This is a genomic window from Amycolatopsis sp. VS8301801F10, assembly GCF_046195355.1.
GTDB lineage: Bacteria > Actinomycetota > Actinomycetes > Mycobacteriales > Pseudonocardiaceae > Amycolatopsis.
In genome coordinates this window covers 13,264-36,443 of sequence record NZ_CP176065.1, presented here as the reverse complement: position 1 = coordinate 36,443, position 23,180 = coordinate 13,264, and the positions used below count along the sequence as shown (strand labels likewise).

Annotated in this window: 23 protein-coding genes; 12 read left to right on the top strand and 11 right to left on the bottom strand. The window is 69.5% G+C overall.

The window, feature by feature from the left end:
* Window positions 1-561: 561 nt before the first annotated feature.
* Window positions 562-1,803 carry an MFS transporter gene (locus F9C11_RS00185; RefSeq protein WP_409182933.1) on the bottom strand — a complete coding sequence of 414 codons (1,242 nt, stop codon included), beginning with the start codon at window positions 1,801-1,803 and terminating at the stop codon, window positions 562-564.
* Window positions 1,804-1,939: 136 nt separating this feature from the next.
* Between F9C11_RS00185 and F9C11_RS00180 the strand changes: the two genes are divergently transcribed.
* Window positions 1,940-3,436 carry a serine/threonine-protein kinase gene (locus F9C11_RS00180; RefSeq protein ID WP_409182932.1) on the top strand — a complete coding sequence of 499 codons (1,497 nt, stop codon included), beginning with the start codon at window positions 1,940-1,942 and terminating at the stop codon, window positions 3,434-3,436.
* Here F9C11_RS00180 and F9C11_RS00175 read toward each other — a convergent pair.
* Complete coding sequence (locus tag F9C11_RS00175; protein ID WP_409182931.1) at window positions 3,433-4,011, bottom strand: HAD family hydrolase; 579 nt, start codon at window positions 4,009-4,011, stop codon at window positions 3,433-3,435. The genes F9C11_RS00180 and F9C11_RS00175 overlap by 4 nt on opposite strands.
* Window positions 4,012-4,109: 98 nt before the next feature.
* Here F9C11_RS00175 and dinB point away from each other — a divergent pair, with 98 nt between their 5' ends.
* The gene (dinB, locus tag F9C11_RS00170) at window positions 4,110-5,327 is read left to right on the top strand and encodes a DNA polymerase IV (RefSeq protein ID WP_409182930.1); all 1,218 of its coding nucleotides are present in this window, start codon (window positions 4,110-4,112) and stop codon (window positions 5,325-5,327) included.
* A gap of 893 nt (window positions 5,328-6,220) precedes the next feature.
* Here the strand turns inward: dinB and F9C11_RS00165 are convergent.
* Genes F9C11_RS00165 through F9C11_RS00150 form a run of 4 tightly spaced genes read right to left on the bottom strand, consistent with a single transcriptional unit; the run spans window position 6,221 to window position 9,373 of the window.
* On the bottom strand, window positions 6,221-7,009 hold the full coding sequence (locus F9C11_RS00165; RefSeq protein ID WP_409182929.1) for an NAD(P)-binding domain-containing protein: 789 nt from the start codon (window positions 7,007-7,009) through the stop codon (window positions 6,221-6,223).
* Window positions 7,006-7,449: a hypothetical protein gene (locus F9C11_RS00160; protein ID WP_409182928.1), complete on the bottom strand. Its 444-nt coding sequence runs from the start codon at window positions 7,447-7,449 to the stop codon at window positions 7,006-7,008. Before F9C11_RS00160 ends, F9C11_RS00165 begins: the two co-directional genes overlap by 4 nt.
* A complete protein-coding gene (locus F9C11_RS00155) occupies window positions 7,449-8,423 on the bottom strand; it encodes an aldo/keto reductase (RefSeq protein ID WP_409182927.1) in 975 nt (324 codons plus the stop codon). The genes F9C11_RS00160 and F9C11_RS00155 overlap by 1 nt, the downstream gene beginning before the upstream one ends.
* Window positions 8,424-8,434: 11 nt before the next feature.
* Window positions 8,435-9,373 carry an alpha/beta hydrolase gene (locus F9C11_RS00150; protein ID WP_409182926.1) on the bottom strand — a complete coding sequence of 313 codons (939 nt, stop codon included), beginning with the start codon at window positions 9,371-9,373 and terminating at the stop codon, window positions 8,435-8,437.
* Window positions 9,374-9,501: 128 nt separating this feature from the next.
* Between F9C11_RS00150 and F9C11_RS00145 the strand changes: the two genes are divergently transcribed.
* On the top strand, window positions 9,502-10,143 hold the full coding sequence (locus tag F9C11_RS00145) for a TetR/AcrR family transcriptional regulator (protein ID WP_409182925.1): 642 nt from the start codon (window positions 9,502-9,504) through the stop codon (window positions 10,141-10,143).
* A 33-nt stretch (window positions 10,144-10,176) separates the two neighbouring features.
* Here the strand turns inward: F9C11_RS00145 and F9C11_RS00140 are convergent, their stop codons facing one another.
* Window positions 10,177-10,947 carry a TetR/AcrR family transcriptional regulator gene (locus tag F9C11_RS00140; protein WP_409182924.1) on the bottom strand — a complete coding sequence of 257 codons (771 nt, stop codon included), beginning with the start codon at window positions 10,945-10,947 and terminating at the stop codon, window positions 10,177-10,179.
* 61 nt (window positions 10,948-11,008) lie between these two features.
* Here F9C11_RS00140 and F9C11_RS00135 point away from each other — a divergent pair, with 61 nt between their 5' ends.
* Window positions 11,009-11,839, top strand: a complete 831-nt coding sequence (locus tag F9C11_RS00135; protein ID WP_409182923.1) for an ABC transporter ATP-binding protein — start codon at window positions 11,009-11,011, stop codon at window positions 11,837-11,839.
* The gene (locus F9C11_RS00130) at window positions 11,836-12,636 is read left to right on the top strand and encodes an ABC transporter permease (protein WP_409182922.1); all 801 of its coding nucleotides are present in this window, start codon (window positions 11,836-11,838) and stop codon (window positions 12,634-12,636) included. The genes F9C11_RS00135 and F9C11_RS00130 overlap by 4 nt, the downstream gene beginning before the upstream one ends.
* Before the next feature lie 57 nt (window positions 12,637-12,693).
* Here the strand turns inward: F9C11_RS00130 and F9C11_RS00125 are convergent, their stop codons facing one another.
* Window positions 12,694-14,085: a sugar porter family MFS transporter gene (locus tag F9C11_RS00125; protein ID WP_409182921.1), complete on the bottom strand. Its 1,392-nt coding sequence runs from the start codon at window positions 14,083-14,085 to the stop codon at window positions 12,694-12,696.
* Between the two features lie 420 nt (window positions 14,086-14,505).
* Between F9C11_RS00125 and F9C11_RS00120 the strand changes: the two genes are divergently transcribed.
* The 5 genes from F9C11_RS00120 to F9C11_RS00100 all read left to right on the top strand — a co-directional run bounded on the left by F9C11_RS00120 (window position 14,506) and on the right by F9C11_RS00100 (window position 17,846).
* Entirely contained in the window at window positions 14,506-14,799 is a 294-nt protein-coding gene (locus F9C11_RS00120) for a hypothetical protein (protein WP_409182920.1), read from the top strand.
* Window positions 14,796-16,295: an alpha/beta hydrolase gene (locus tag F9C11_RS00115; RefSeq protein ID WP_409182919.1), complete on the top strand. Its 1,500-nt coding sequence runs from the start codon at window positions 14,796-14,798 to the stop codon at window positions 16,293-16,295. Before F9C11_RS00120 ends, F9C11_RS00115 begins: the two co-directional genes overlap by 4 nt.
* 71 nt (window positions 16,296-16,366) lie before the next feature.
* The gene (locus F9C11_RS00110) at window positions 16,367-16,900 is read left to right on the top strand and encodes a hypothetical protein (protein WP_409182918.1); all 534 of its coding nucleotides are present in this window, start codon (window positions 16,367-16,369) and stop codon (window positions 16,898-16,900) included.
* Between the two features lie 47 nt (window positions 16,901-16,947).
* On the top strand, window positions 16,948-17,538 hold the full coding sequence (locus F9C11_RS00105) for a TetR/AcrR family transcriptional regulator (protein WP_409182917.1): 591 nt from the start codon (window positions 16,948-16,950) through the stop codon (window positions 17,536-17,538).
* Between the two features lie 14 nt (window positions 17,539-17,552).
* On the top strand, window positions 17,553-17,846 hold the full coding sequence (locus F9C11_RS00100; RefSeq protein ID WP_409182916.1) for a hypothetical protein: 294 nt from the start codon (window positions 17,553-17,555) through the stop codon (window positions 17,844-17,846).
* Between the two features lie 39 nt (window positions 17,847-17,885).
* Here F9C11_RS00100 and F9C11_RS00095 read toward each other — a convergent pair whose 3' ends face one another.
* Complete coding sequence (locus tag F9C11_RS00095; RefSeq protein ID WP_409182915.1) at window positions 17,886-18,443, bottom strand: YceI family protein; 558 nt, start codon at window positions 18,441-18,443, stop codon at window positions 17,886-17,888.
* A 99-nt stretch (window positions 18,444-18,542) separates the two neighbouring features.
* On the opposite strand from F9C11_RS00095, the gene F9C11_RS00090 reads away from it, so the two are divergent.
* Both F9C11_RS00090 and F9C11_RS00085 read left to right on the top strand, forming a co-directional pair.
* Window positions 18,543-19,028, top strand: a complete 486-nt coding sequence (locus F9C11_RS00090) for a MarR family winged helix-turn-helix transcriptional regulator (protein WP_409182914.1) — start codon at window positions 18,543-18,545, stop codon at window positions 19,026-19,028.
* Window positions 19,029-19,047: 19 nt separating this feature from the next.
* Window positions 19,048-20,037 (top strand): glutathione S-transferase family protein, encoded by a 990-nt coding sequence (locus F9C11_RS00085; protein ID WP_409182913.1) that lies wholly within the window; start codon window positions 19,048-19,050, stop codon window positions 20,035-20,037.
* Between the two features lie 43 nt (window positions 20,038-20,080).
* On the opposite strand, the gene F9C11_RS00080 is transcribed toward F9C11_RS00085, so the two are convergent.
* Both F9C11_RS00080 and F9C11_RS00075 read right to left on the bottom strand, forming a co-directional pair.
* Entirely contained in the window at window positions 20,081-20,752 is a 672-nt protein-coding gene (locus F9C11_RS00080; protein ID WP_409182912.1) for an alpha/beta fold hydrolase, read from the bottom strand.
* Between the two features lie 69 nt (window positions 20,753-20,821).
* On the bottom strand, window positions 20,822-23,083 hold the full coding sequence (locus tag F9C11_RS00075) for a hypothetical protein (protein WP_409182911.1): 2,262 nt from the start codon (window positions 23,081-23,083) through the stop codon (window positions 20,822-20,824).
* Window positions 23,084-23,180 lie beyond the last annotated feature (97 nt).

Sequence of the window (23,180 nt, the reverse complement as noted above, 5' to 3'; positions counted from 1 at the left end):
GCCGCGAAGGGAGCCGCTGCCGTGCGTGACAACAACTGGACCTGCTGAAGCCCCGCCGATCCGCCTTGCCCGAGAAGGAGACATCGCCGTGCGCGACAACAACTGGGCTCGCTGAGCCCCGCAACCGATCGTCCGCCGAGCCGTGAAGGGAGCAGTCGCCGTGCGTGACAACAACTGGATCCGCTGAAACCCGCAACCAACCGTCCGCCGAGCCGCGAAAGGAGCCGTCCCCATGCGTGACAACAACTGGACTCGCTGAAACCCGTCAACCGTCGAGCCGCGAAGGGAGCCGCCGCCATGCGCGACAACAACTGGAACCGCTGAAACCCGCCAACCGCCCGTCCGCCAAGCCGCGAAGGGAGCCGCCGCCGTGCGTGACAACAACTGGATCCGCTGAATCCCGCAACCAACCGTCCGCCGAGCCGCGAAAGGAGCCGTCCCCATGCGCGACAACAACTGGACCCGCTGACCGCCCATCCCGCCCACGAGGAGGTGAGAGGGCGTGCGTGACAACAACTGGACGTGACCGAAACCAGTCCCGCCGCGCGCTCGTCCCGCGGATTACGGCGCGGGAGGTGGGGTGGCCTCGTCGAGGGGAGTTCGGCGGGGCCGCGCCGCGCGGGCCGCTCGCGTCCACGCGATTCCGGCCGCTCCGGCGCAGCCCGCTCCGGCGACCGCGGCGATCGCGACCACCGTCGTCGGGGCGAAGGCCAGTGCCAGTGCGCCCGCGGCGGCGATCGTCAGGCCCTGCGCCGCCCGCAGTGCCGCGATCGCGACTCCGATCACCTGGCCGCGCTGTTCCGGCGGCGCGGCGAGGCTGTACTGCACTTGCGTGATCAAGTCGTGCGCGGAGAACATCCCGGACACCGTCCACACCGCCACGACCACCGGCAACGCGGGCGTCCAGCCGGTCGGCAGCAGGACGAGGCTGCTCGCCACCGCGAGCGGGCCCAGCCACCGCACCTGCCGCGCTCGCGGCAACCGGCTGATCAGCAGCGCGCCGAGCAGCGTCCCGATCGGGTTCGCCACCAGCAGCCAGCCGAGCACGCCCGTGCCGCCGAGTTGCGCCGCGACTGGTACTGCCAGGCCCTCCGGTACCACGTAGAACCCGCAGCAGCACGCGATCGCCAGCAGCGACCGCAGTTTCCGGTCCCGCGCGACAAGCCGGCAACCGGCCTTCAGCGACGCCCATTGCGGCGCGTGTTCGGACACCTTCGAGACCGGGTACCGCCCCAAACCCCAGCGCAGCGCGGCTGCCGACACCGCGAACGTCACCGCGTCCGCCCACAGCGCGCCCGAAACCCCGAGCCACGCGACCACCGCGGCGCCCGCGCCGAAGCCGATCACCAGTGCGGCCTGGTACGTCGAAGAGAGGATCGCTTGGCCGGTCGCCAGCTTCTCCTCGCCCAGCAGGTCCGGCAGGACCGCCTGCCGAGCCGCCTGAAACGGTCCGGCCGCGAGTTGGACGACTACGAGCAGTCCGGCGGCGACCGGCCAGGGCATGCCGGGAATCGCCATCAGCGCGACCAGCACTGCGCGTACGACATCGGCGACCACGAGCACCGTCCGCCGCGGGAACCGGTCGGCGAGTCCGCCGAGCGCACCACCGAGAAGGTCCGGCAAATAGGTGAGCGCGTACGTCCCGGCGGCCCAGCCCGCGGACGCCGTTCGGTTGAACACCAACACAGTCAGCGCGACCCGCGCTAGTTGGTCACCTGCCACCGACAGCACGTGCGCGAGCCAGAGCGCACGGAATTCGCCCATCCGGAACACGCTCCGGAAGGACGGCGCCGTCGTGGTCATGTGCTCACCCTGTCGTGACTCGGCCACCCGGAGCAACCCCGGCCGGGCGCGGGTGGGTCGCGGATCCGGCTCCGGCCGTCCGTGGAAAACTGGGTGATCGCCGTCCGTGGATGATGTCGCACCGAAGGGTTTTCCGTTGACCGAGGAGAGCCGGCAGGTCGCCGGTCGCTACGAGCTCGTCGAACTGATCGGCAGCGGCGCGATGGGGATGGTCTGGCGCGGGGAGGACAAGATCCTCGGCCGCGTCGTCGCGGTCAAGGAACTCCTCATGCCCGTGAACCAGGGCGAGGACAAGGTCGAGGAAGCCCGCAACCGCGCCATGCGCGAGGCCCGCATCGCCGCCCGGCTGCAGCATCCGAACGCGATCTCGGTGTTCAACGTGGTCGAGCACGAGGACCGGCCGTGGCTGATCATGGAGTACCTGCCCTCGCGCAGCCTCGCGGTGAAACTGCGCGAGGACGGGCCGCTGAGCGTCGACGAGGCGATCTCCTTCGCGGTGCAGCTGGCCGGCGTGCTCGCCGCCGCGCACCGGGCGGGCATCGTGCACCGGGATGTCAAGCCGGGCAACGTCCTGCTCGGCGACGACGGCAGCACGGTCAAGGTGACCGATTTCGGCATTTCCCGCGCGGTCGGCGACGTCACGCTCACCGCGACCGGCGAGATCTCCGGCACGCCCGCGTTCCTCGCGCCCGAGGTCGCCCGCGGCGAGGAGGCGACGTTCGCGTCCGACGTGTTCGCTCTCGGCGCGACGCTGTACATGGCGGTGGAGGGCGATCCGCCGTTCGGCACCGCGGACAACGCGATCGCCTTGCTGTACCGGGTTTCCAGCGGTTCGATCAACCCGCCGAAACAGGCCGGGAAGCTCGAGCCGCTGCTGCTGAAGCTGCTGGAACTCAAGCCGGAGGACCGGCCGTCGATGGCCGAGGTCGTCGAGGAACTGCGCAAACTCGACGGCGGCGTCACCCCGGTCGCGACCGTTCCGGAGCCGCCGACGCTGCCGGACGCCAAACCGCCGGCCGTGCCGGCCACGGTCGCGGTTCCGGCCGCGGGCGCCGCCGCCGCGCCGCCCGCGGGTTCGGACCGAAGACGGCGCGGGATGATCTTCGCCGGGGCGGGCGCGTTGCTCGTCGTGGTCGCCGTGATCGTCACTGTCCTCCTCACCCGCAACCACGGGCAGGAGGAGCCGGCCGCGAACCCGCCGCCCGCTGCGGTGAGTTCCTCGGCCAGCAGTGCTCCGGCCCCTTCGTCCGCTTCGCAACCGGCAACCTCGACGCAGCCGTCGACTCCGCCGTCGTCGAGCAGCCCTCCGCCGTCCAGCTCGGCGACGAACTCGCCGGAGGCGATGGCGGCCGCGCTGCGCACCTACTTCTCGTATCTTCCGGGCAATCTGGATGGCGGCTGGGCGATGCTCAGCGACGGGTTCCGGGCCGCGAAGAAGCAGACCTTCGAGCGGTACAAGTCGTGGTGGAGCCAGTTCAGTTCGGTGACCGCGAACGACGTCCAGGTCATCGGCGAGAACAAGCTCAGCGCGAGGATCACCTACCATCGCGCCAGCGGCGGCACCACGACCGAGTCGCACGTCTACACGATGTCGCAGCGCAACGGCACCTGGCAGATCGACACCGAGAACTAGCTCTCGAGCAGGAGCGCGATCGCCGCGGCGGTGTCGCGCTCCGGACCGACCCGCACGGTGCGCAATCCGGCCGACCGTGCGGGTTCGACGTCAGCGCCGACCAGCCAGGCGTCGTCCAGCGTGGTTTCGCAGCGTTCGGCGACGAGGGCGAACAGCTTCGGGTCCGATGTGGACAGTCCGTCCGGCCCGGCGAGAGCCCAGCCGTCCACGAGCCCGGCGATGCCGGTGCACAACAGCGTGGCGAGCTGCGGTTCGCCCTCGCCGAGGACGCCGATCCGCCAGCCCGCCGAGCGCAGCCGGGGCAATCCGGCCAGTACGCCCGGGGCGGCGGGGACGAGCGCCGGATGGCGTTCGCGGTAGGCGGCTTCGAGGTCGGCTTCTTGCAGGTCGAACCGTTCGCGGACGTTCTTGAAGAATGTCGCCCGGTCGGCGCGCCCGCGGTCGTCGGCGGCGATGAGCCAGGCGGCGTCCGCGTCGGCGAGCCGGTGCTCCGCGCAGAACTCCCACACCCAGCGGCGGAATCCCTCCGCGCGATCGACGAGCGTGGTGTCGAGGTCGAACAGGGCGAGCCGCACGGGGGAGAGATTAGCGCGTTCCGTCTCGGCTCCGGGAAAGTTTTCTACTCCGTTCGAGTGAACGGATCCCGGTTTTTGTCGGGGTTCGATGCGAACATATGTTCGTGACGAGCGAAGGACCGATCCTCCACGCCGATCTCGACGCGTTCTACGCCTCGGTCGAGCAGCGCGACGATCCCCGGCTGCGCGGCAGGCCGGTGATCGTGGGCGGCGGTGTGGTGCTGGCCGCGAGCTACGAGGCCAAGGCGTTGGGCGTGCGCACCGCGATGGGCGGGGCGCAGGCGAGGAGGTTGTGCCCGCATGCCGTGGTGGTGCCGCCGCGGATGTCGGTCTACAGCGCGGCGAGCAAGGCGGTGTTCGAGGTGTTCCGGCAGACCACGCCGGCGGTGGAAGGAGTGTCGATCGACGAAGCTTTCTTGGACGTCGGCGGGTTGCGGCGGATCGCCGGAAGCCCGTCGGAGATCGCGGTGCGGTTGCGCGCGGAGGTGCTGGCGCGGGTCGGGCTGCCGATCACGGTAGGGGTGGCGCGCACGAAATTCCTCGCGAAGGTGGCGAGCGGCGTCGCGAAACCGGACGGCCTGCTGGTGGTGCCGCCGGAGCACGAGCTGGAATTCCTGCATCCGCTGCCGGTGGAGCGGTTGTGGGGAGTGGGGAAGGTGACGTCGGCGAAGCTGCGGGAGCGGGGCGTGCGCACCGTGCGCCAAGTCGCCGAACTGCCCGAGGCCGCGCTGGTCTCCATGCTGGGCCCAGGCACCGGACGCCACCTGCACGCCCTGGCGCACGGCCGCGACCCGCGCGCGGTGCAACCGGGAAAACGCCGCCGCTCGATCGGCTCGCAACGCGCACTGGGCCGCCGCTCACGGTCGCCTGCCGAACTGGACGAGATTGTGGTGTCCATTGTGGACCGTTTGGCGCGGCGGCTGCGCGGCGCGTCGCGGGTGTGCCGGACGGTGGTGCTGCGCATGCGCTTCGCGGACTTCACCCGCGCCACGAGGTCGCACACGCTCGCCGACAGCACCGACCACACGGAAACGCTGCTGTACGCGGCCCGCGGTCTGCTGTCGGCGGCGCAACCGCTGGTGTACGACCGGGGTTTGACGTTGCTGGGCCTGTCGTTCTCGAACCTCGACAGCCATGGCGCGGTGCAGTTGGCGCTGCCGCTGGACCAACCGGCCAGCCCGGCGATGTCCGCGGAGGCGACGGCGCTGGACTCAGCGGTGGACGCATTGCGAAACCGCTTCGGCGCGGCCGCATTGACCCGGGCGGCGCTGCTGAGCCATGAGGCGGGGATGGAGATGCCGATGCTGCCGGATTGATCGAGTGTGGTGGTGTTGTGGCGGGTTCGCTGTGGCGTGGGCGGCTTTGCGTGAGGGTGTGGGGGTTGTGGTCTGGTTTTGAGGGTTGAGCTGCTGGGTTGGTTGAGTGTGGTGGTGTTGTGGCGGGCTGGCTTTGGTGTGGGCGGCTATGGGTGAGGGTGTGGGAGGTTGTGGTCTGGTTTTGAGGGTTGAGCTGCAGGGCTGATCGAGTGTGGTGGTGCTGTGGCGGGTTCGCTGTGGTGTGGGCGGCTTTGCGTGAGGGTGTGGGAGGTTGTGGTCTGGCTTTGAGGGCTGAGCTGCTGGATTGATCGACTGCGGTGGTCCTCCGGACGCTGCGCGGTGGTTCGGAGGGCTTGCGCGAAATGGCGAGACGTCATTGTCCGGCTTCGGAATGGTGATGCTCGTGGCTCCGGTGTCGGGTGCGTGCTTCCCGCGCAGGGCGATTAGCCCGGAGTGGGCGGTGAACTGGCTGTTCGCGATGGGTCTTCGTGGTTCTGCCGGGAAAGCAGGTGCGTGGCCGGGAGTCGGCTCGAGCAGGGTGGCCGGTGCCTGGCCGCCGGGAGTGTCTGGCGGCCAGGTATGCGGGGAGATTCTCTCTCGCCTGGTGCGCTGGCTTCCGGTTTGACACCGGTGATTGCATTCGTCGCCCGCGGATGCCCGCGGATGCCCGCGGATGCCCGCGGATGCCCGCGGATGCCCGCGGATGCCCGCGGATGCCCGCGGATGCCCGCGGATGCCCGCGGATGCCCGCGAATGCCCGCGAATGCCTGCGGTCGGCCCCTGTCCTCGCAACGGGTACGGGACGGTGCCCAGGCCCCATCCCGAACCCGGCCACCCACCTGCGAGCGGTGCGCCCAACTGGCCGCGGGCACTCGGCCTCGCCCGGGAAGCCGTTAGGTCAGGTCGGCGAGGAGATCGTCCAGGGCTTCCTTGAGAGCGTTGGCATTGCCTGGATCGAACCACGTCGTGCGGATTCGCTCGTTGTTTCCCTTGGGGGTCTCGTGGTCGGCGGCGAGCTGATCCAGAGAGCGGCTCTCGTCGTTCAGCGCGCGGCCGACGTTCTCGAAGAGGCCGCGCACATACCGTTCGGCGGACTCGGCGGGGATGCCGTGGCTGGTGGCCCACGCGGTGAGCGTCGCGAGGTAGGCGTAGTGGGCGGTGAGGGTTCCCGTCAGTGCGGAGAAGACGTTGAAGGCGTCCTCGTCGGCCACCGGCAACGACCCGCCCAGTTGGTTGAAGAGAGCGTCCACCATCGGGTGTGCGGGCGTGGTCACCGTGACGGATCGACGTTCGCGTGCGGCGGGCAGCGGGATGGCGCGGACTATCGGGGCAGCGGTGCCGAGAGTGCGGCGCAAGGCATCGACGGAGACTCCGGCGATCAGGCTGACCACGGTCTTGCCGTCGTCCACCTTCAGCCTGCCGAGCGCATCCGCGTGGTCCTGGCGGCGCACGGCGAGGATCACCAACTCCGCCCGGTTGACCACTTCCTGGTTGTCGGCGCACACCTGGACGCCCTCGAAGCGTTCGGACAGTTCGGCGGCGGTGCGGGTTCCCCGCGGAGAGAGGAAGATCGCCGGGGAAGCGCCGCCCTCGTGGCGCAAGCCTTCGACTAGGGCCTTGCCGATCTCGCCCACGCCGATGATGCCGATGGTGTGCTGCACGGACGCGTGGGGTCGGTTCACGCCGAGTTCCTTTCTCTCCACAGCAAAACAACCGCGAGAACGCCTGCCAGGCAAGGGAGCATCCCGGCCAAGCCCAGTGCCGGCGGCAGGCCGGTCGCGCCGGAGGTGTCCTTGGTCAGCAATCCGGCCAGTCCGGTGCCGATGCCGAGCACGAGCAGCACGGTCGCGGCGGGGCGAGCCCATCCCTTGCCTGCCTTGACGGCCCAGATCGTGGTGAGCCAGCCGAGCACGCCGAATGCTCCGATGACCGACAATACGACCAGATAGGTGGTTCCGGCCGAGTCGATCTGGCTCTGCGAGTAGGCGGGATACCCAGCCCGGATGTGCTCGGCAAGCAGGTGGGTGGTGCTGTGGTCGACGTAGGCGGCGATTGTCGCGAGGACGGTGAGCGCGAGGCCCGCGTACAGTGCGGCGAGCGGTCCTCGGAATGGTTGTGCCATCAGGGTTTTCTTTCGTCAGTGCTGTGGTCGATGAGGGAGCTGCCGGATTCGCCGTAGCGGGCGCCGGCGGCTCCGGTGTCGGGGACGGCGGCGTCGATGTCGCGAAGATCGGCGGCGGTGAGCTGCAGGTCGAGGGCGGCCAGGTTGTCGCGCAGGTGTGCGCGGCGGGAGCTGCCGGGGATCGGGACGATGTCGTTGCCGCGGGCGAGAAGCCACGCGAGCGCGATTTGTGCGGGCGTAACACCTTTCGCGGCGGCGAGATGCGTGACGGCGTCGACAATGGCGAGGTTGGCTTTGAGTGCGTCGCCGTTGTAGCGGGGAACGGTGGCACGGAAGTCGCCGGGTTCGTAGCGCGTGGTGCTGCGGACGGCCCCGGTGAGCAGGCCCCGGCCGAGCGGGCTGTAGGCGACCAGGATGGCGTCGATGCTGCGGATAGCGGGCAGGATGTCGCGTTCGACGTGCCGTTCCCACAACGAGTATTCGGTCTGGACGGCGCTGATCGGATGGACCGCGTGGGCGCGGCGGATAGTGGCGGACGAGACTTCGGACAAGCCGATGCCGCGTGCTTTGCCTTGGGCGACCAGGTCGGCCAAGGCGCCCACTGACTCCTCGATCGGGACGGTCGGATCGACACGGGCGAGGTAGTACAGGTCAACGTGATCGGTGCGCAGCCGGCGCAATGACGCGTCGCAGGCACGCCGCAGGTCCTCGGGCGAACCGGCGGGCACCAGGCCCTCGGCGGTGCGTCGGACTCCGGTTTTCGTGGCCAGCACGACACGGTCGCGGTGCCGCGCGAGGGTCCGGCCGAGGAGTTCCTCGTTGGCTCCGTCGCCGTAGAAGTCACCGGTGTCGAACATGGTGACGCCTGAGTCGAGGGCCTCGAGCAGGGTGGCTGCGGCTTCGCGCGGGTCGGTGCGGCCGTAGGAGCCGGTCATGCTCATGCAGCCGAGACCTAGCCGGGAGATACGGTGCATGTGGTCCTCCGTCACTTCGCCAGAGCCTCGCCGAGGAACGCGAGGATTTCTGCCTGTGCGGCTTCGGCCTGCGGTTCCACGCCGGGAAGGGTGAGGAACGCGTGCTTCGCGCCCGGGTATTCGGAGAGCTGCCCGGAAGTTCCCGCCTCGCGCAGCCGTTCGGCGTAGCGGCGGCCGTGGTCGGCGACCGCGTCTTGGGTGGGCACTACCACCAGCGCTGGCGCGAGGCCGCTCAAATCGGTGGTGTGCAACGGCGAGACGGCCTTGGCGTCGGCTCCTGGCGGGACAGCGAGCCGCTGGAAGAGCTGCAGCAGCGGCAGGGCTCGGCTCGGGCGGTACGCGTGTTCGGCGATGGAGGGGTAGTCGAACATCGTCTCGGTCACGTCGGCGACCGGGTTGACCAGCACCTGCGCCTTGAGTTCCAGGCCGTTTTTCTTGGCACGGACGGCAGTTAGGGCGCTGATCAGCGCACCGCAGCTCTCGCCGAAGACGGCCACGCGCGTGGGGTCGACGCCCCACTGCGCGGCGTGCCGCACCAGGTGTTGGAGCGTGTCCCAGCCGTCGTCGGCGGCGTTCGCGAGGGGGCTGTCGGGGGCGAGGAGGCGGTGTTCTACCGAGACCACGACGGCGGGAAGCCGTGCGGCGGCGTGGCTGTTGGTCCAATCGCACTGTGCCGCGGTGCCGACGAAGCCGCCTCCGTGGACATGGACCACCAACGGCAGGGTGGCTTCCGACCTCGGCCGGTAGACCCGGACCGGCAGGGCGCGGCCGGGCAGAGCGACCTCTCGCCACTCGATCTCGGCGTCGGGACTCGGCGCCCCGATGAGCGGGTATGCCGCGCGGGAAGCCCGGAAGCGGTTCTCCGCCTCGCGGTAGACCAGCAGTTCCTCGGGCGTGATCACCGAGAAGTCCGGCTCCGGCGGTCTCGCCGGAGCAATGGATTCACTCATGGTTCCGTCTTTTCTCCCGGCTGGAACGCCGGGTGCGTCGTAGTGCCCCAGTGGCTTGTCCTCATTATGCACACAGTGTGTGCATCGGCAAGTGCATAGGTTATGCTGGTCCGGACGAGAGGGGCGAGATGACTGGCCGCAGGCGATGGTCGACCGACGAAATCCTGGACACCGCGGAAGACCTGCTGCGCACGAGCGACGCCGACTCGTTCAGCGTGCGCAAGCTCGCCGCGGCTCTGGGGACCGATCCCTCCAGCCTTTACCGGCACTTCCGCAACAAGACCGAACTGCTGCGCGCGGTCGCGGACCGGATCCTGCTGGCCGCCATGGACGGCTACCGTCCGGAAGGCACTGGGAAACAGCGCATCACCGCGCTGGCCCTGCGCCTGCACGAGGCCTTCGGGGAGCAGCCCCAGCTCGCCACGGTGTGGGGCCGCTACGCGTCCGGCGGCACCGGATCCCGGTTGGTCATGGAGGAATTGCTGCAGGCCCTGCGCGCGGCCGGGGTGCCGGACGAGCAGGTCCCGGTGCGGTACCACCGCATCGTGGTCCTCATCGCCGCGCTGATCGCCGCCGAGGCTGGCATCAGCTCCATCACCGCCGAGGAGTTCGAACAGGGGCTGGAGCAGTTCCGCGTCGCGGTGCTCGGCGCGGATCCCGAACGCTTTCCCGCACTGGCCTACTTCGCTCGCGAGGTCCGTCCCCTCGGGGCGGATCGACGGGCCGCGTTCGAAGAAATCCTCGCCGACCACTTGGCCCAGATTCCCTGAGGGCGCCGGGTTCGCCGCGCAGGGAGCAGGACGCTACTCAGCGGATCGGTTGACCAGTGCGGCAATGCCTTCGATTAGGCGGTCCAGTCCGAACGCGTACTCGTGGTCGACGCTGTACGGAGCCTGGTGCGTTTGCCCGGCCGTGGCTCCGACCCGATCCGCGACCGGGAAGCGGCGCGGTTCGTAGACCTCCGCCAGGGCGGGGGCGGTCGCGGCCCACCATTGCTGGTCGGTCATTCCGGTTTGCCGCACGACGCGCGCGGCCTCGACCTTGCGGCGGGCCAGGCCTTCCACGTGGTTGGCCAGCAGGGTGATCGTCGAGTCCATTTCGACGTCCGACAGCCCGATGCCGTCGATGACCGCCAGTTCCAGGTCGTACTTCGCGATCGCGTGCGGGCCCAGCGTCGGGCGGCCGGTGAAGACCTGCAGCAGCCACGGATGCCGCAGGTACATCGCCCAATTGACGGCGGCGACGCGGCGGAGGCCCTCGCGCCAGTCGTCACAGTCTATTTCGGACAGTTCGGCCACCGCTTCGCCGTAGACCGCGTCGACCATCGCTTCGACCAGTTCCGCGCGCGACGAAACGTAGGTGTAGAGCGACATCGTCCCGACGCCCAGCGATTCGGCCACCCGGCGCATCGACAGGGTCGCCAGGTCCTGTTCGGCGTCGGCGACCTCGACCGCCGCGTCGACGATCCGGGCCGGGGTCAGTCCGTGCTTCGGGCCGCGCCGCGGCAGCCGGCGGGTGCCCCACAGCAGCGCGATCGTCGCGGCGGGATCGCCGGGGTTGCCGTCAGTGCTCACGTGACCAGCATAGGAAGTTTACTCCGTAGGCAATACGGAGTGATGTGCTAGCCTTCTTCGTATGGCATACGGAGTAGGCGGCCTCGCGGCGAGCGGGGTGCGGAAGCGGTACGGCGAGCGGGCCGCGCTGGACGGGTTCGACCTGCGGGTCGAGCCGGGGACGGTGTGCGGGCTGCTCGGTCCCAACGGCGCGGGCAAGACGACCGCGGTCCGGATTCTGACCACGTTGCTGCGCCCGGACGCGGGCGAGGTGCGGGTGGCGGGCTTCGACGCGGTCGCCGAACCGGACGAGGTGCGGCGGCGGATCGGGCTGGTCGGGCAGAACGCCTCGGTCGACGAGATCCTGACCGGCAGGCAGAACCTCGAACTGTTCGGCAGGCTCGGCGGATTGCCGGCGCGGGCGGCCCGGGCGCGAGCGACGGAACTGCTCGAACGGTTCGGTCTCGCCGAAGCGGCGGGCCGGCCGGTGTCCGGTTACTCCGGCGGCATGCGGCGCAAGCTGGACCTGGCCGCCGGGCTTCTGCTGAACCCGGCGGTGCTCTTTCTCGACGAACCGACCACCGGGCTCGATCCGGCAGCTCGCCTCGACGTCTGGGCGGACGTCCGCGCACTGGCCGGCACCGGCACCACGGTGCTGCTGACCACGCAGTACCTGGAGGAGGCCGACCAGCTCGCCGACCGGATCGCGGTCCTCGACGCGGGGCGCGTCGTCGCCGCGGGCACGCCGGACGAGCTGAAGGCGAAGGTCGGGCCGGATCGGGTGGAGACGGTTGTCCGCAAGCCGACGCTGGACGAGGTTTTCCTGCATCTGACCGGGCGCGCCCGTCCGGCGGAGGCTGCGGGAACGACCGGAAAAGCCTTGTCCGCCAACGCTTCCGAGGAGGTTCGATGACCGTCCCCGCCATAGTGCCCGGGCACGTGTCCTGGCTGACCCACACCGCCGTCCTGACCCGGCGGATCCTGGTGCACTGGAAGCAACGTCCGGTCTCGATCGCGGTCACGTTGCTGTTCCCGGTCCTGATCGTGGTGATGTTCGGCCAGCTTTTCGGCGGCGCGATGGCCATCCGGGACGGCGCGTACATCGATTTCCTCATTCCCGGCATGCTCGCGATGACCATGCTGTTCGGGTTGGAATCGACCGTTCTCGCGGTGGTCTCCGACGCCTCGAAGGGCGTGACCGAGCGGATTCGCGCGATGCCGGTCAGCGGGCTTGCGGTGCTGACCGGACGTTGTCTCGCCGATCTGATCAGCGCGGTCGCCGGGCTGATCGTGATGATGGGGGCCGGGCTGGCGCTGGGCTGGCGTCCGCAGCAGGCGTCGGTGCTGGGCGCGGTCGGGCTGCTGCTGTGGTTGCGGTTCGCCTTCGTCTGGGTCGGGATTTACCTCGGGCTGCTGCTGAAGACGCCGGAATCGGCGGTTTCGGTGCAGGTGCTGGTGTGGCCGGTCGGATTCCTTTCCGGCGTTTTCGTTTCCCCGGACACCATGCCCGCCTGGCTGAGCGCGGTCGCGACCTGGAATCCGCTCACCGCGACCGCTGGCGCGGTGCGCGAGCTGGCGGGCAATCCCGCGTGGGCGGCGAACGGCTGGGCGGCGGAGCATTCGGTGCTGCTCGCGACGGGGTGGCCCGCGGTGCTGACCGCGGTGTTCCTCCCGCTCGCCACCCGGCGGTACCGGATGCTCGGGCGATGAAAAACCGCCGGGCGGCAAGGGAAATCCCTGCCGCCCGGCGGTACCCCGAGAGGAAATTCAGGCGCGGGCCTTCGCCTGCGTGCGCCCGCGCAGGTCGAGTTCGATTTCCTCCAGCGTCCGGCCCTTGGTTTCCGGGACGAGCCACTTCGTGAGGAAGAACAGGACCACGTTGATGCCCGCGAACAGGAACATCGAACCGCCGAGGCCGAGCGCGCCCGGGTCGGAGATGATCGGGAACACGGCGCTGATGATGCCGGTCGCGGCCCACAGCACGACGCTGCTCACCCCCATGCCCGCGGCGCGCACCTTCAGCGGGAACACCTCGGCCATCATGACCCACACGACCGCGCCCCAGCCCAGTTCGTAGCCGACCAGGTACAGCACCATCGCGACCAGCATCAGGATGCCCTTGGTCGCGGTGTCGTGCACCTCCAGCACGATGAACCCGGCCGCGACCAGCGTGACGACCATCAGCACGTTGCCGATCAGCAGCAGCGGTTTGCGGCCCCACCGGTCGACCACGAACACGACCCACGCGGTGAACAGGAATTTGGTCACGCCCAGCAGCACGCCGGACAGCAGCGCCGCCTGGGTCGCGAACCCGAGGCCGATCAGCATCGTCGGGAAGTACGCGTTGACCGCGTTCACGCCGCTGAACTGCTGGCCGATCGCGAGCAGCAGGGCCACCACGAGCATCGGCCGCACGGTCGGCGTCAGCAGGTCGCGGAACCGGGTCTTCGCCGATTCCGAGTCGAGCCGGATCACCTCGCGGATCGTGCCGATCTCCTCGTCGACGTTCACGCCGCCGCCGTGCGAGCTGAGCAGGACCGCGCGCGCCTGTTCCTCGTGGCCGTTCGCGACGAGCCAGCGCGGCGTTTCGGGCAGGAACACCAGTCCCGCCAGCAGGATCACCGCGGGCACGATGGCACCGGCGAACATCAGCCGCCAGTTGCCCGAACTGCCGAGCCCGTAGCTGACCAGGAACGCGATCAGGATGCCGAGCACGATGAAGATCTGGTTCAGCGCGCCCATCGCCCCGCGCAGCCGGGCCGGAGCGAGTTCCGACAGGTAGGTCGGGACCGTCGAAGACGACAATCCGATGCCGATGCCGATCACCAGCCGGGAAATGATCAGCAACGCGAACGTCGGCGAAAACGTGGCCGCGAGCGTGCCGGCGATGACGACGACCGCGGCCGTCATGATCGTCCGGCGGCGGCCGAGCCGTTCGTTGAGCCGGGAGGAGAAACTCGCGCCGAGAATCGCACCGATCGAAATGCTCGCGGTGATGACGCCCTTGTCCCAGCCGGACAGGCCCCAGAGTTTCCCGATGAACGGCAACACCCCGGAAATGACCCCGAGGTCGTACCCGAACAGGATGCCGCCGAGGGCACCGAAGAAATACAGCGTCGTTCTGCCGATGGGCCGCCGCGCCGCGGCTGTCTGTGTCATTGCCGAGCCGTCTCTTTCCGGGATGGCCGGCCGGTCCTGGTCCGCTGCCCGCGAGGGCAGCGCCGTCCTGGCCGGACGAATGGGGGTCGAGGGGACAAGGACTGCCGGACTTCTCCAGCACTGCGGAACCGGCCGGACCCGCCGCCGCGGGGCGCCTTTCCTCGCCGCGCGCCGGCCCGGCCAGCTCCGGTACGAACTTCGCCGTACACAGTCACACGCTGGTCACCGGCGGGCAAGACGCGGGCTGATAACTATTCAGTCACGTGACTAGCGTTCACATATGTGGACAGGGTAGGTGAGCGTTTGTGCAGGTCAGGGCCTTGGGGTCAGGAGTTCCCCGGAAGCTCGAACTGTGGGGAACCGGCTGCCGGGGACTTCCGTCGTACGGGGCGTCCGGTCGCCGCGGTGGGGGAGATGCGCATGGGAACGGGTTTCGAGGTCGCTCCGGGGGAGGTCGCGACCGCGGCCGGACGGGCAAGGGAGGCGGCGGCGGCCGTGCGGGCGGCCGACCTCGCGGGCGCGCTCGCCGGGGTCGGGCTGGCCGGCGGCACGAGCGTGGCCGCGGCGGATCGCCTGTCCGGAGCCTGGGGTCGCGCCGTTCCGAAGTGGACCGCCGATGCCGAGGCCTACGCGGGGAACCTCGACCAGGCCGCGGCCGGTTACCGCGGCGCCGACCAGAACGCGACCGGCGAGATCGCGGCGGCCGGCCGATGATCACCTGGGGAGACGTCCGGCGCTGGAACCCGGCCGGCCTCGCCGCGGCAGTCGACGCGCTCGGTGTTCGGGCCGCCCGGCTCACCGCGGCGAACGACGATGCCGACGCCATGACGAAGTTCGGTGCCTGGCAAGGCGACGCAGCCGACGCGGCGACCGCCAAAGGCAGTGCGCTGACCGCGGAATTGCGCCAGTTGACCACGGACGTGTCGGCGGTCCGGCGCGGAGTGCACGACGCGCAGCTGGCGGTCGAGCGAATCAGCTCGGCGGTGCGCGAGGTCGACGATTTCGCCTCGCGCAACGGAATGCGGATCGACGACGGCGGCGGGGTCAGCGGGGAACCCGAGCGGCAGGCCGAGGTCGCTGACCGCGTCGGCCGGATTCTCCGCGACGCCACCGAAATCGACGCTGACCTCACCGTCGTGCTCGACCGTGCGGTCAACGGCGAAAGCAGTGGCACTGGGATGGTCGCGCTGGCGATGGCGACCAGCAGCCAGCCGAAACCGAACGGCACCCCGGCGGAGAACCGGGCGTGGTGGGACAGCCTGTCCGACTCCGCGCAGTCCTCGATCCTGCGGGACAACCCCGATCTGATCCGCAACCTCGACGGCATCCCGGTGGTCGACCGCGACGCGGCGAATCGCGTTGTGCTGCAACGGGAAATCGACAAACGCAAAGGCGATGACGCACAGCTTCGCGGCCTCACCGCGATCCGCGACCGGCTCGCGGCCACCGGCGACGGCAAACCGCCCGCATTCCTGATTTCGCTCGACGTCAGCGGCGACGGCACCGCGGTGGTCGCGGCCGGAAATCCAGACACCGCAGCGAATGTCGCCACCTACGTGCCCGGCACCGGCAGTGAACTGGCCAAGATCGGCGGAGATCTCGGCCGGTCGGACAAGATGTGGCAGTCGGCGACGATGGCGGGCTCGCCGTCCACGTCGGTGATTACCTGGGTCGGCTACGACGCGCCGGACGAACTAGTGAACGCCGCCAGCGAGAAATACGCCGACGGCGGCAAGGACGCGTTGGCGAAATTCGAGGACGGCCTGCGAGCTTCGCACGAAGGCGCGCCGTCGCACAACACCGTGCTCGGCCACAGCTACGGCACGACGGTGATCGGCCACGCGGCTCGCGACGGCGGACTGAATGCCGATGACCTGATCTTCGTCGGCAGCCCCGGCGTCGGCGTCGAACACGCGAACCAGTTGCACCTCGACGGCATCCCGCAGGACCAGGTCGCCCAGCACGTGCACTCCACGGTCGCGGAACACGACCTGATCAAGATCACCAACATCGGCGTCGGCGGCCACGATCCGCTCGGCCCGAGCCCGGCCGGCGACGGATTCGGCGGCCAGGTCTTCGCATCCGCGCCGGGAGACAAGGGCCCGTGGTACGAGGGCGGCCTGTCCGGGGCCGCGCACAGCCAATACTGGGAGGACAACAACCCGTCGCTGCGCAGCTTCGGCCGGATCATCGCCGGGCTGCCGGCGTGACGGCGCGCCGTGCCGCGCTGGCCTGCCTCGCCGCCCTTCCCCTCGTAGCCTGCTCCCCAGGAGGTGGAGCCATGACCCCCACGATCACCGAAACCGAAGCCCGCGACCGGGTCGAGGACTACGTCCGCGGCGCGTTCTCCGCGCTGCCCGCGCCGGCCGGCCGGGAACTGTTCTCCCGCAACCGTTCCGAATGCACCGATCCGACCGACCACGGTCCGGCCGGGCGGTTCGAGATCTCCGCCACCTACGAGGTGACCGGCCTCGAACCGGACACCTTCGCCGCGCAGTTCGACGCCGTCGTGAAGTGGTGGCAGGGGCACGGCTTCACCGTGCTGACCGACCGGCGGCCCACCGACCAGTACGTCTTCGCGCGCAACGAGCGGGACGGCTTCGACATGTCGTTGCAGGCCAACGAACTCGGGAAGCTGTATCTGGGCGCGACGTCGCCGTGCGTCTGGCCGAACGGCGCGCCGGAGGCGGAAGCCGAGCCCGTCGAGGAACCTGAGGCCGGGCAAGAGCCGGAACGGCCGCGACCGCGCCGCGCGCCGGTGGACGACGAGGACTTCGGCGAGACGTCCTGGTCCGACGGAGGCACCGCGTTCTGAGCTTCCCGGATAGAGTGGACTGGCAGGTCCAATCGGGAGGCGGGCGAATGACGCTCACGCGCAAGGGCGAGGCCACGCGGCAGCGGATCGTGGAGGGCGCGGCCGAGGTGATCCGCGACCGCGGCGTGCTCGCGACGACGCTCGACGACGTGCGCGCGCACACCAAGACCAGCAAGAGCCAGCTGTTCCACTACTTCCCGGACGGCAAGGAAGAACTGCTGCTGGCCGTCGCGCGCTGGGAGGCGGACCGGGTGCTGGAGGTGCAGCAGCCGGCGCTCGGCACGCTGCGCACCTGGGACGATTTCCGGACCTGGCAGCAGGTGGTGCTCGCGCACTACACCGAGCAGGGCAGGCACTGTCCGCTGAACGTGGTGATGTCGCAGATCGGCCGCAACACGCCGGGGGCGCAGGCGGTGGTGACGCAGCTGATGCGGCGGTGGCTGGGCGAGCTGACGGCGGGGATCGAGAACCTGCGGGCGGCGGGGGAGGTCCGGCCCGGGCTGGATCCGAAGCAGGCGGCGTCGGCGCTGCTGGCCGGGGTGCAGGGCGGGGTCTTGATGCTGCTGACTACCGGGGAGGCTCAGCACCTCGAAGCCGCGCTCGAGGTGGGGATCGCCGGGTTGCGCGGCGGGAAATAGGGGCAGCCGCCCGGATGCTGCGGTTGTCCACGACGGCCGACCGCAGCAAGGTCGGCCATCTGCGCCGCAACCCGCGCGCGACGCTGCACGTCCAGGGCGGTGACGTCTGGTCGTTCGCCGTCGCTGAGGGGCAGGCGGAGGTTTCCGCGGTCACCGAGGTTCCCGGCGACGCGGTCGGGCGGGAGCTGCTCGCGATGCTTCCGGGGGACGCGCGGCCGGAGGCGTTCCTGAAGCAGCAAGTGGAAGAGCGGCGTGTCGTGATCCGGCTCCCGGTCGAGCGGCTTTACGGCACCGCGCTCGACGGCTGAGCCGGTGAAGGGTGTCGGAACCCTTCACCGGCTGTTCGTTCAGGCGTTCTTGATCGCGGAGATCTCGAACTCGAGGGTGATCTTGTCCGAGACCAGCACGCCGCCGGTCTCGAGCGCGGCGTTGAAGGTGACGCCGTAGTCGCTGCGGTTGATCGTGGTCGAGCCCTCGAAGCCGACGCGGTCGTTGCCGAACGGGTCCTTCGCGGAGCCGCCGAACTCGAACGGGATGGTGACCGACTTGGTGATGCCCTTGACGGTCAGGTCGCCGGTCACGTCGAAGGTGTCCTCGCCGGTCTGCTTGATGCCGGTGGAGGAGAAGGTGATGGTCGGGAACTGCTCGACCGACAGGAAGTCGTTGTTGCGCAGGTGGCCGTCGCGGTCCGCGTTGCGGGTGTCGACGCTCTTGGTCTGGATGGTCACGTTCGCGCTCGAGTTGGCCGGGTTCTCGCCGTCCAGGGTGAACGAGCCCTCGAACTCGTTGAAGGAGCCGCGGACCTTGGTGACCATGGCGTGGCGGGCGACGAAGCCGATCCGGCTGTGCGCGGCGTCGATCGTGTAGGTGCCGGTCAGGTGGGCGTAGGTGGTCGCGCTGGTCATGTGTTCCGTTCCTTCGGTCTTTGGTTGAGTGTTCAACTAGCACTGTAGCCCACAATAACTGATTGCGCGAGCAAGTGTCGGATATACTCCCCCTCTGTGGTGACCAGAACCCCGCTGACCAGCGAAGAAGAGGCGGTGTGGCGTCCGCTGATGCGCCTCGTCACAGTCCTGCCGAGGGCTCTTGAGGACCAGTTCGCCCACGACAACGGCGTCTCGCTGACGGATTACACCGTGCTCGTGTCGCTGGCGGAGGCGCCCGAAGGCAGGCTGCGGCTCACCGATCTGGCGCAGGCCACGGCGCTGTCGCTGAGCCGGATCAGCCGGGTCGTGGAGGCGATGGTGCGCCGGGGCCTGGTCAAGAAAGTCAAGTGCCCGCAGGACCGGCGGGCCGCGCACGCGACGCTCACCGAATTGGGGCACGCGAAGCTGGCCGCCGCCTATCCCGGGCATCTCGAGCGGGTGCGTTCGTTCCTGTTCGACCACCTCTCGCCCGAGGAGGTCCGCGCCGCGGGCCCGATCCTCGCCCGGCTGGCCGCCGCGCTGGAGCCGCCGGACTGTTCCGCCTTCCCGGACGACCAGACCTGATCCCGACGAAAGGCTTCCGATGCCCGACCAGGGTGAGTTCAAGCGCGACACGAACTACATCTCCGACCGCATCACCGCCGACGGCCGCGACGGCTGGCCGGTGGAGCCGGGCCGCTACCGCCTGGTGATCGCGCGAGCGTGCCCGTGGGCGAACCGCGCGTCGATCGTGCGCCGGCTGCTGGGTCTCGAGGAGGTGCTGTCGATGGGCCTGTGCGGCCCGACGCACGACGAGCGCAGCTGGACCTTCGACCTCGACCCCGGCGGCCGCGATCCGGTGCTCGGCATCGAACGGCTGCAGGAGGCGTTTTTCGCGCGCTATCCGGACTATCCGCGCGGGATCACCGTTCCGTCCATTGTGGACGTCCCGAGTGGACAGATCGTGACGAACGACTTCAAGCAGATCACGGTCGATCTGTCGCTGGAATGGGGCGCCTACCACCGTGACGGTGCGCCGGAGCTGTACCCGGAGCGGCTGCGTGACGAGATCGAGGACGTCGCGGAGAAGGTGTTCCGGGACGTGAACAACGGGGTGTACAAAGCGGGTTTCGCCACTTCGCAGGAGGCTTACGAAGAGGCTTATCGTGCGTTGTTCTCCCGGCTGGATTGGCTTTCCTCGCGGTTGACCGATCAGCGGTACCTGGTGGGCGACACGATCACCGAGGCGGACATCCGGCTGTTCACGACGCTGGTCCGCTTCGACGCGGTGTACCACGGGCATTTCAAGTGCAACCGGCAGAAGCTCACGGAGATGCCGGTGCTGTGGGCGTACGCGCGGGATCTGTTCCAGACCCCGGGGTTCGGCGACACGATCGATTTCGGGCAGATCAAGGAGCATTACTACGTAGTGCACCGGAACGTGAACCCGACCGGGATCGTGCCGCTGGGGCCGGACCTGGCCGGATGGCTGACGCCGCACGGACGGGAGGAACTGGGCGGGAGGCCCTTCGGGGACGGGACGCCGCCGGGGACGCCGCCGCTGGGGGAGCGGGTGCCTGCGCTGGAGTCGTGAGTGTTCTTCCCGGTTCTAACCGGGAAGAACACTCACGAGGCCGTCATTCCTCGCCGGCGTCGAGAAGGATCCGCAGCAGTTCCTCCGGTGCGTCCCGCATCAGGTCGTGCTTGCTTTCCAGCGCGTGCACAGTCCACTGTGGATCTTCGAGGAGCCGCCGGTAAGTCGGTTCGAACGGGGAGCCGCCGTCCCAGATCCGGGCGTACACGTAGTCCCGGCGGCGGAATCGGCTCAGGTCTCCGTTCAGCCGGATCGACTGCAGCAGGGTCGCCAGCGGGTGTGCGGACGCGCGCGGGTCGAAGAACGGCAGCGGCGGGACGGCATACCCGGTCTCGCCGACGCTCAGGTACCACTCGCGCTGCCGGTCGTCGGTCAGACTCCAGCAGGAGTCGCCGTTTTCCGGGACGAAAGCGTCGAGGTACACCAGCGCGTCGACCAGTTCCGGCACGCGGTCGGCGGCACCGGTGACGACCATCCCGCCGTAGCTGTGGCCGACCAGGACGGCGCGTTCGACCTGTTCAGCCTGCATCGCGCGGACGAGGTCCTCGATGTGGGTGTCGAGATTGACCCCGGCGTGCAGCAGGTGCTGCCGCTCGCTGAGCCCGGTGAGCGTCAGCGGGAGCACGCGGTGGCCGCGGTCGCGCAGTTGGCCGGTCAGGCGGTCGAAGCACCAGCCGCCGTGGCAGGCGCCGGGGACGAGGACGTAGGTGGTCATGGGAGCAACGCTAGAAGCGGCACGGCGATAAGTCCAAGAGCTGGTTGTTTCGTGCTCCAGAAGCAGTGGTTATGCCCGGGCGGGCAGCGGCAGGTCGTGCGCCTTGCGGAACTCGTTCAGAGCGGCCCATGCGAGGTGCGGATCCAGTGCGAGATGCCGCCGGGCGACGGCCAGTTCGTGCAGGCCCGGGGTGAGCCGCGGCTTGGTGAGGGCGTCGGTGAACACGTCCAGCACGGTCGCGCAGAAGAGGACGAACGCGCTGCTGTGCAGGCGGAGCCGGTTGACCGCGTCGGCGAGGTCGGGGGTCGCGCCTTCGTGGAGTTCGGCGGCGAGTTCGGCGAGTTCGCCCGCCTCGTGAGTGTCGGGGATGCGGAGCAGCTTCGGCCACAGTTCGGTCAGCTCCGGCGTCTGCGCGAGTCCGCGAGCTTGCGCGGTGAACCCGCTCGCTTTGGCGGTCAGGTCGGCGCGGACCAGGATGCCGGTGACCGTCGACAGCGACGGTTCGTAATGTTCGATCGTCACGTCCACCATGTCGATCGTGGTGCGGCGCAGGTCTCGCGGCAGGCCGCCGGAGAGGCAGTGGCCGAGGTAGCAGAACTGCTCCGGGACGCCGGGCAGCCGCTGCGCGATCCACAGCCTGCTTTCGTCCAGCGTGAACGGTTCCAGGCGCACCACTTCGGAAAACGCGCTGTCGAAGGCGTCGCGCACGGCCAGTCCGCGTTGCTCGAAGCTGAGCACCGCGTCGTCGGACACCGCCACGAAGTACAGGCAGCCGGGCACGCCGAAGATGCCCTTGATGTCGTTCACCAGCTGCTGGGCCTTGTCCTGCTCGCCGATCTTGTCCAGCTCGTCGATCGCGACGACGACCCGGTCGGTGATGCCTTCCTCGCGCAGCGACTCGGCAGTCAGCTGGGCGAACGCGCGGAACTCGTCGACGACTTCCGGATGCGTGAGCTGCTGTTCGGCTCGCTGCGTGGTGCGGGTGCGGCCCAGTTCGCCGCCTGCCGGGACGGCGAGCTTGCCGGACCAGCCGGTGGTATAGGTCAGCAGGTACTGGATCCGGAGCAGCTGGCGTCGTGCTTCGGCTTCGAGGGCGCGTGGTCCGGCGGAGGATTTCCGCCGCAGGAAGAACAGTACCGCGCTGGTTGCCGAGGCGAGAATTTTCCATCCCCAGCGGAGCGCCAGGACCGCGACCACGCACAGGGCGATCCGGTTGCCCACCGGCTGCTCAGTCCACAATGGACCCAGCAAGCCGGGGAAGCGCACCTTGGCGATGGTCTGCCACAGCTCGACCGGAAACCGCGTGAAGTTCCCGTTCCACAGCACGCCGCCGATCGCCCAGCCGAGCGCCGCGGACCCGGCGAGGTCGGCCGATCCGCGCCAGAACCGGCGGGCCCCCCAGCGCCAGCCGAGTTCCGGCCCCACCGTCAGCCGGATCCGTTCGAGGACCGCCTGGCACAGCAGTTTGTGCAGGTGCAGCACGAAATCGCGGGCGTCGTAGGTGGCCGGGGCGGAGGCGACCACCACCAGTGGCGCCGGGTTTTCGCTGCCGTGCAGCAGACCGCGTTGCATGGAACGGATCGCGGTGGTTTTGCCGGACCCGCGTTGCCCGCCGAGCGCGACCGCGCCGGAACCCGCGCGTTCGAGGACCCGCCGGATCCGTTTCGCCGCCGCGGTCGGCACGATCCGGGTGCTGTCCTCCTCGCCGAGGTCGTATTGCTGCTCGAAAACCAGCGTCGTGCCGAAGTGCAGCCGCCGGTGCGCGGAGATGACGTCGCGGGCCTCGGGCAGCACGATCTCGCGCGCGGCGAACGAACGGCGCGGGCCGAGGCCGAACTGCTCCTCGTGGAACTGCATGGCGTCCGGGTTGATCCACTCGCGCAGCGAGGCGACCTTGCGGACGGCGAGCGCGCCGGTCGCGAAGAGGACGCACGGCATCATCATTCCGGAGAAAATCCGGAAAAACAGCGGAAGCCGGCCCCAGGCGGCGGTCATCAGGCTGAGGTAGGCGAGCCCGAGCAGCATCGCGACGAGCAGCCAGGCCACCTCGCGCGGCGACACCGCCCGGTTGCGCGGACGGAACCCTCGGTCGCCCTCGGCCATGACTTGGTCCTGCAGCGTCCGGATCTTCGCGAGCAGGGTCTCGTTCGCGAACAGCTCTTCGCGGACGACCTCGGTGCGCAGCGATTCGCGGGCGAGCAGGCGGGTGACCTCGGGGGAGCTGAGCGTTTCGTCGATCAGGGAGGCCAGCGCGGCCTGCGCGGTCCACGAGTCGAAATCCTCGAGGTCTTCCTCCTCGATCGAATGCGGGTCGCTCCGCTCGCCGGTCACCGGCGGATGATGCCACAAGAAGTGCTTCGGACAGGGCGGTTTCGGCGCCGGTTAGCGGGAAGGGACGCCGAGCAGCGGCGGGACGCGGCGTTCGGCG

Excerpts from the sequence above, each read along its gene's own strand:
- F9C11_RS00185 (WP_409182933.1), bottom strand. The coding sequence starts at position 1,803 with ATGACCACGACGGCGCCGTCCTTCCGGAGCGTGTTCCGGATGGGCGAA.
- dinB (WP_409182930.1), top strand. The coding sequence starts at position 4,110 with ATGTTCGTGACGAGCGAAGGACCGATCCTCCACGCCGATCTCGACGCG.
- F9C11_RS00160 (WP_409182928.1), bottom strand. The coding sequence starts at position 7,449 with ATGGCACAACCATTCCGAGGACCGCTCGCCGCACTGTACGCGGGCCTC.
- F9C11_RS00155 (WP_409182927.1), bottom strand. The coding sequence starts at position 8,423 with ATGCACCGTATCTCCCGGCTAGGTCTCGGCTGCATGAGCATGACCGGC.
- F9C11_RS00150 (WP_409182926.1), bottom strand. The coding sequence starts at position 9,373 with ATGAGTGAATCCATTGCTCCGGCGAGACCGCCGGAGCCGGACTTCTCG.
- F9C11_RS00145 (WP_409182925.1), top strand. The coding sequence starts at position 9,502 with ATGACTGGCCGCAGGCGATGGTCGACCGACGAAATCCTGGACACCGCG.
- F9C11_RS00135 (WP_409182923.1), top strand. The coding sequence starts at position 11,009 with ATGGCATACGGAGTAGGCGGCCTCGCGGCGAGCGGGGTGCGGAAGCGG.
- F9C11_RS00130 (WP_409182922.1), top strand. The coding sequence starts at position 11,836 with ATGACCGTCCCCGCCATAGTGCCCGGGCACGTGTCCTGGCTGACCCAC.
- F9C11_RS00125 (WP_409182921.1), bottom strand. The coding sequence starts at position 14,085 with ATGACACAGACAGCCGCGGCGCGGCGGCCCATCGGCAGAACGACGCTG.
- F9C11_RS00120 (WP_409182920.1), top strand. The coding sequence starts at position 14,506 with ATGGGAACGGGTTTCGAGGTCGCTCCGGGGGAGGTCGCGACCGCGGCC.
- F9C11_RS00115 (WP_409182919.1), top strand. The coding sequence starts at position 14,796 with ATGATCACCTGGGGAGACGTCCGGCGCTGGAACCCGGCCGGCCTCGCC.
- F9C11_RS00110 (WP_409182918.1), top strand. The coding sequence starts at position 16,367 with ATGACCCCCACGATCACCGAAACCGAAGCCCGCGACCGGGTCGAGGAC.
- F9C11_RS00105 (WP_409182917.1), top strand. The coding sequence starts at position 16,948 with ATGACGCTCACGCGCAAGGGCGAGGCCACGCGGCAGCGGATCGTGGAG.
- F9C11_RS00100 (WP_409182916.1), top strand. The coding sequence starts at position 17,553 with ATGCTGCGGTTGTCCACGACGGCCGACCGCAGCAAGGTCGGCCATCTG.
- F9C11_RS00095 (WP_409182915.1), bottom strand. The coding sequence starts at position 18,443 with ATGACCAGCGCGACCACCTACGCCCACCTGACCGGCACCTACACGATC.
- F9C11_RS00085 (WP_409182913.1), top strand. The coding sequence starts at position 19,048 with ATGCCCGACCAGGGTGAGTTCAAGCGCGACACGAACTACATCTCCGAC.
- F9C11_RS00080 (WP_409182912.1), bottom strand. The coding sequence starts at position 20,752 with ATGACCACCTACGTCCTCGTCCCCGGCGCCTGCCACGGCGGCTGGTGC.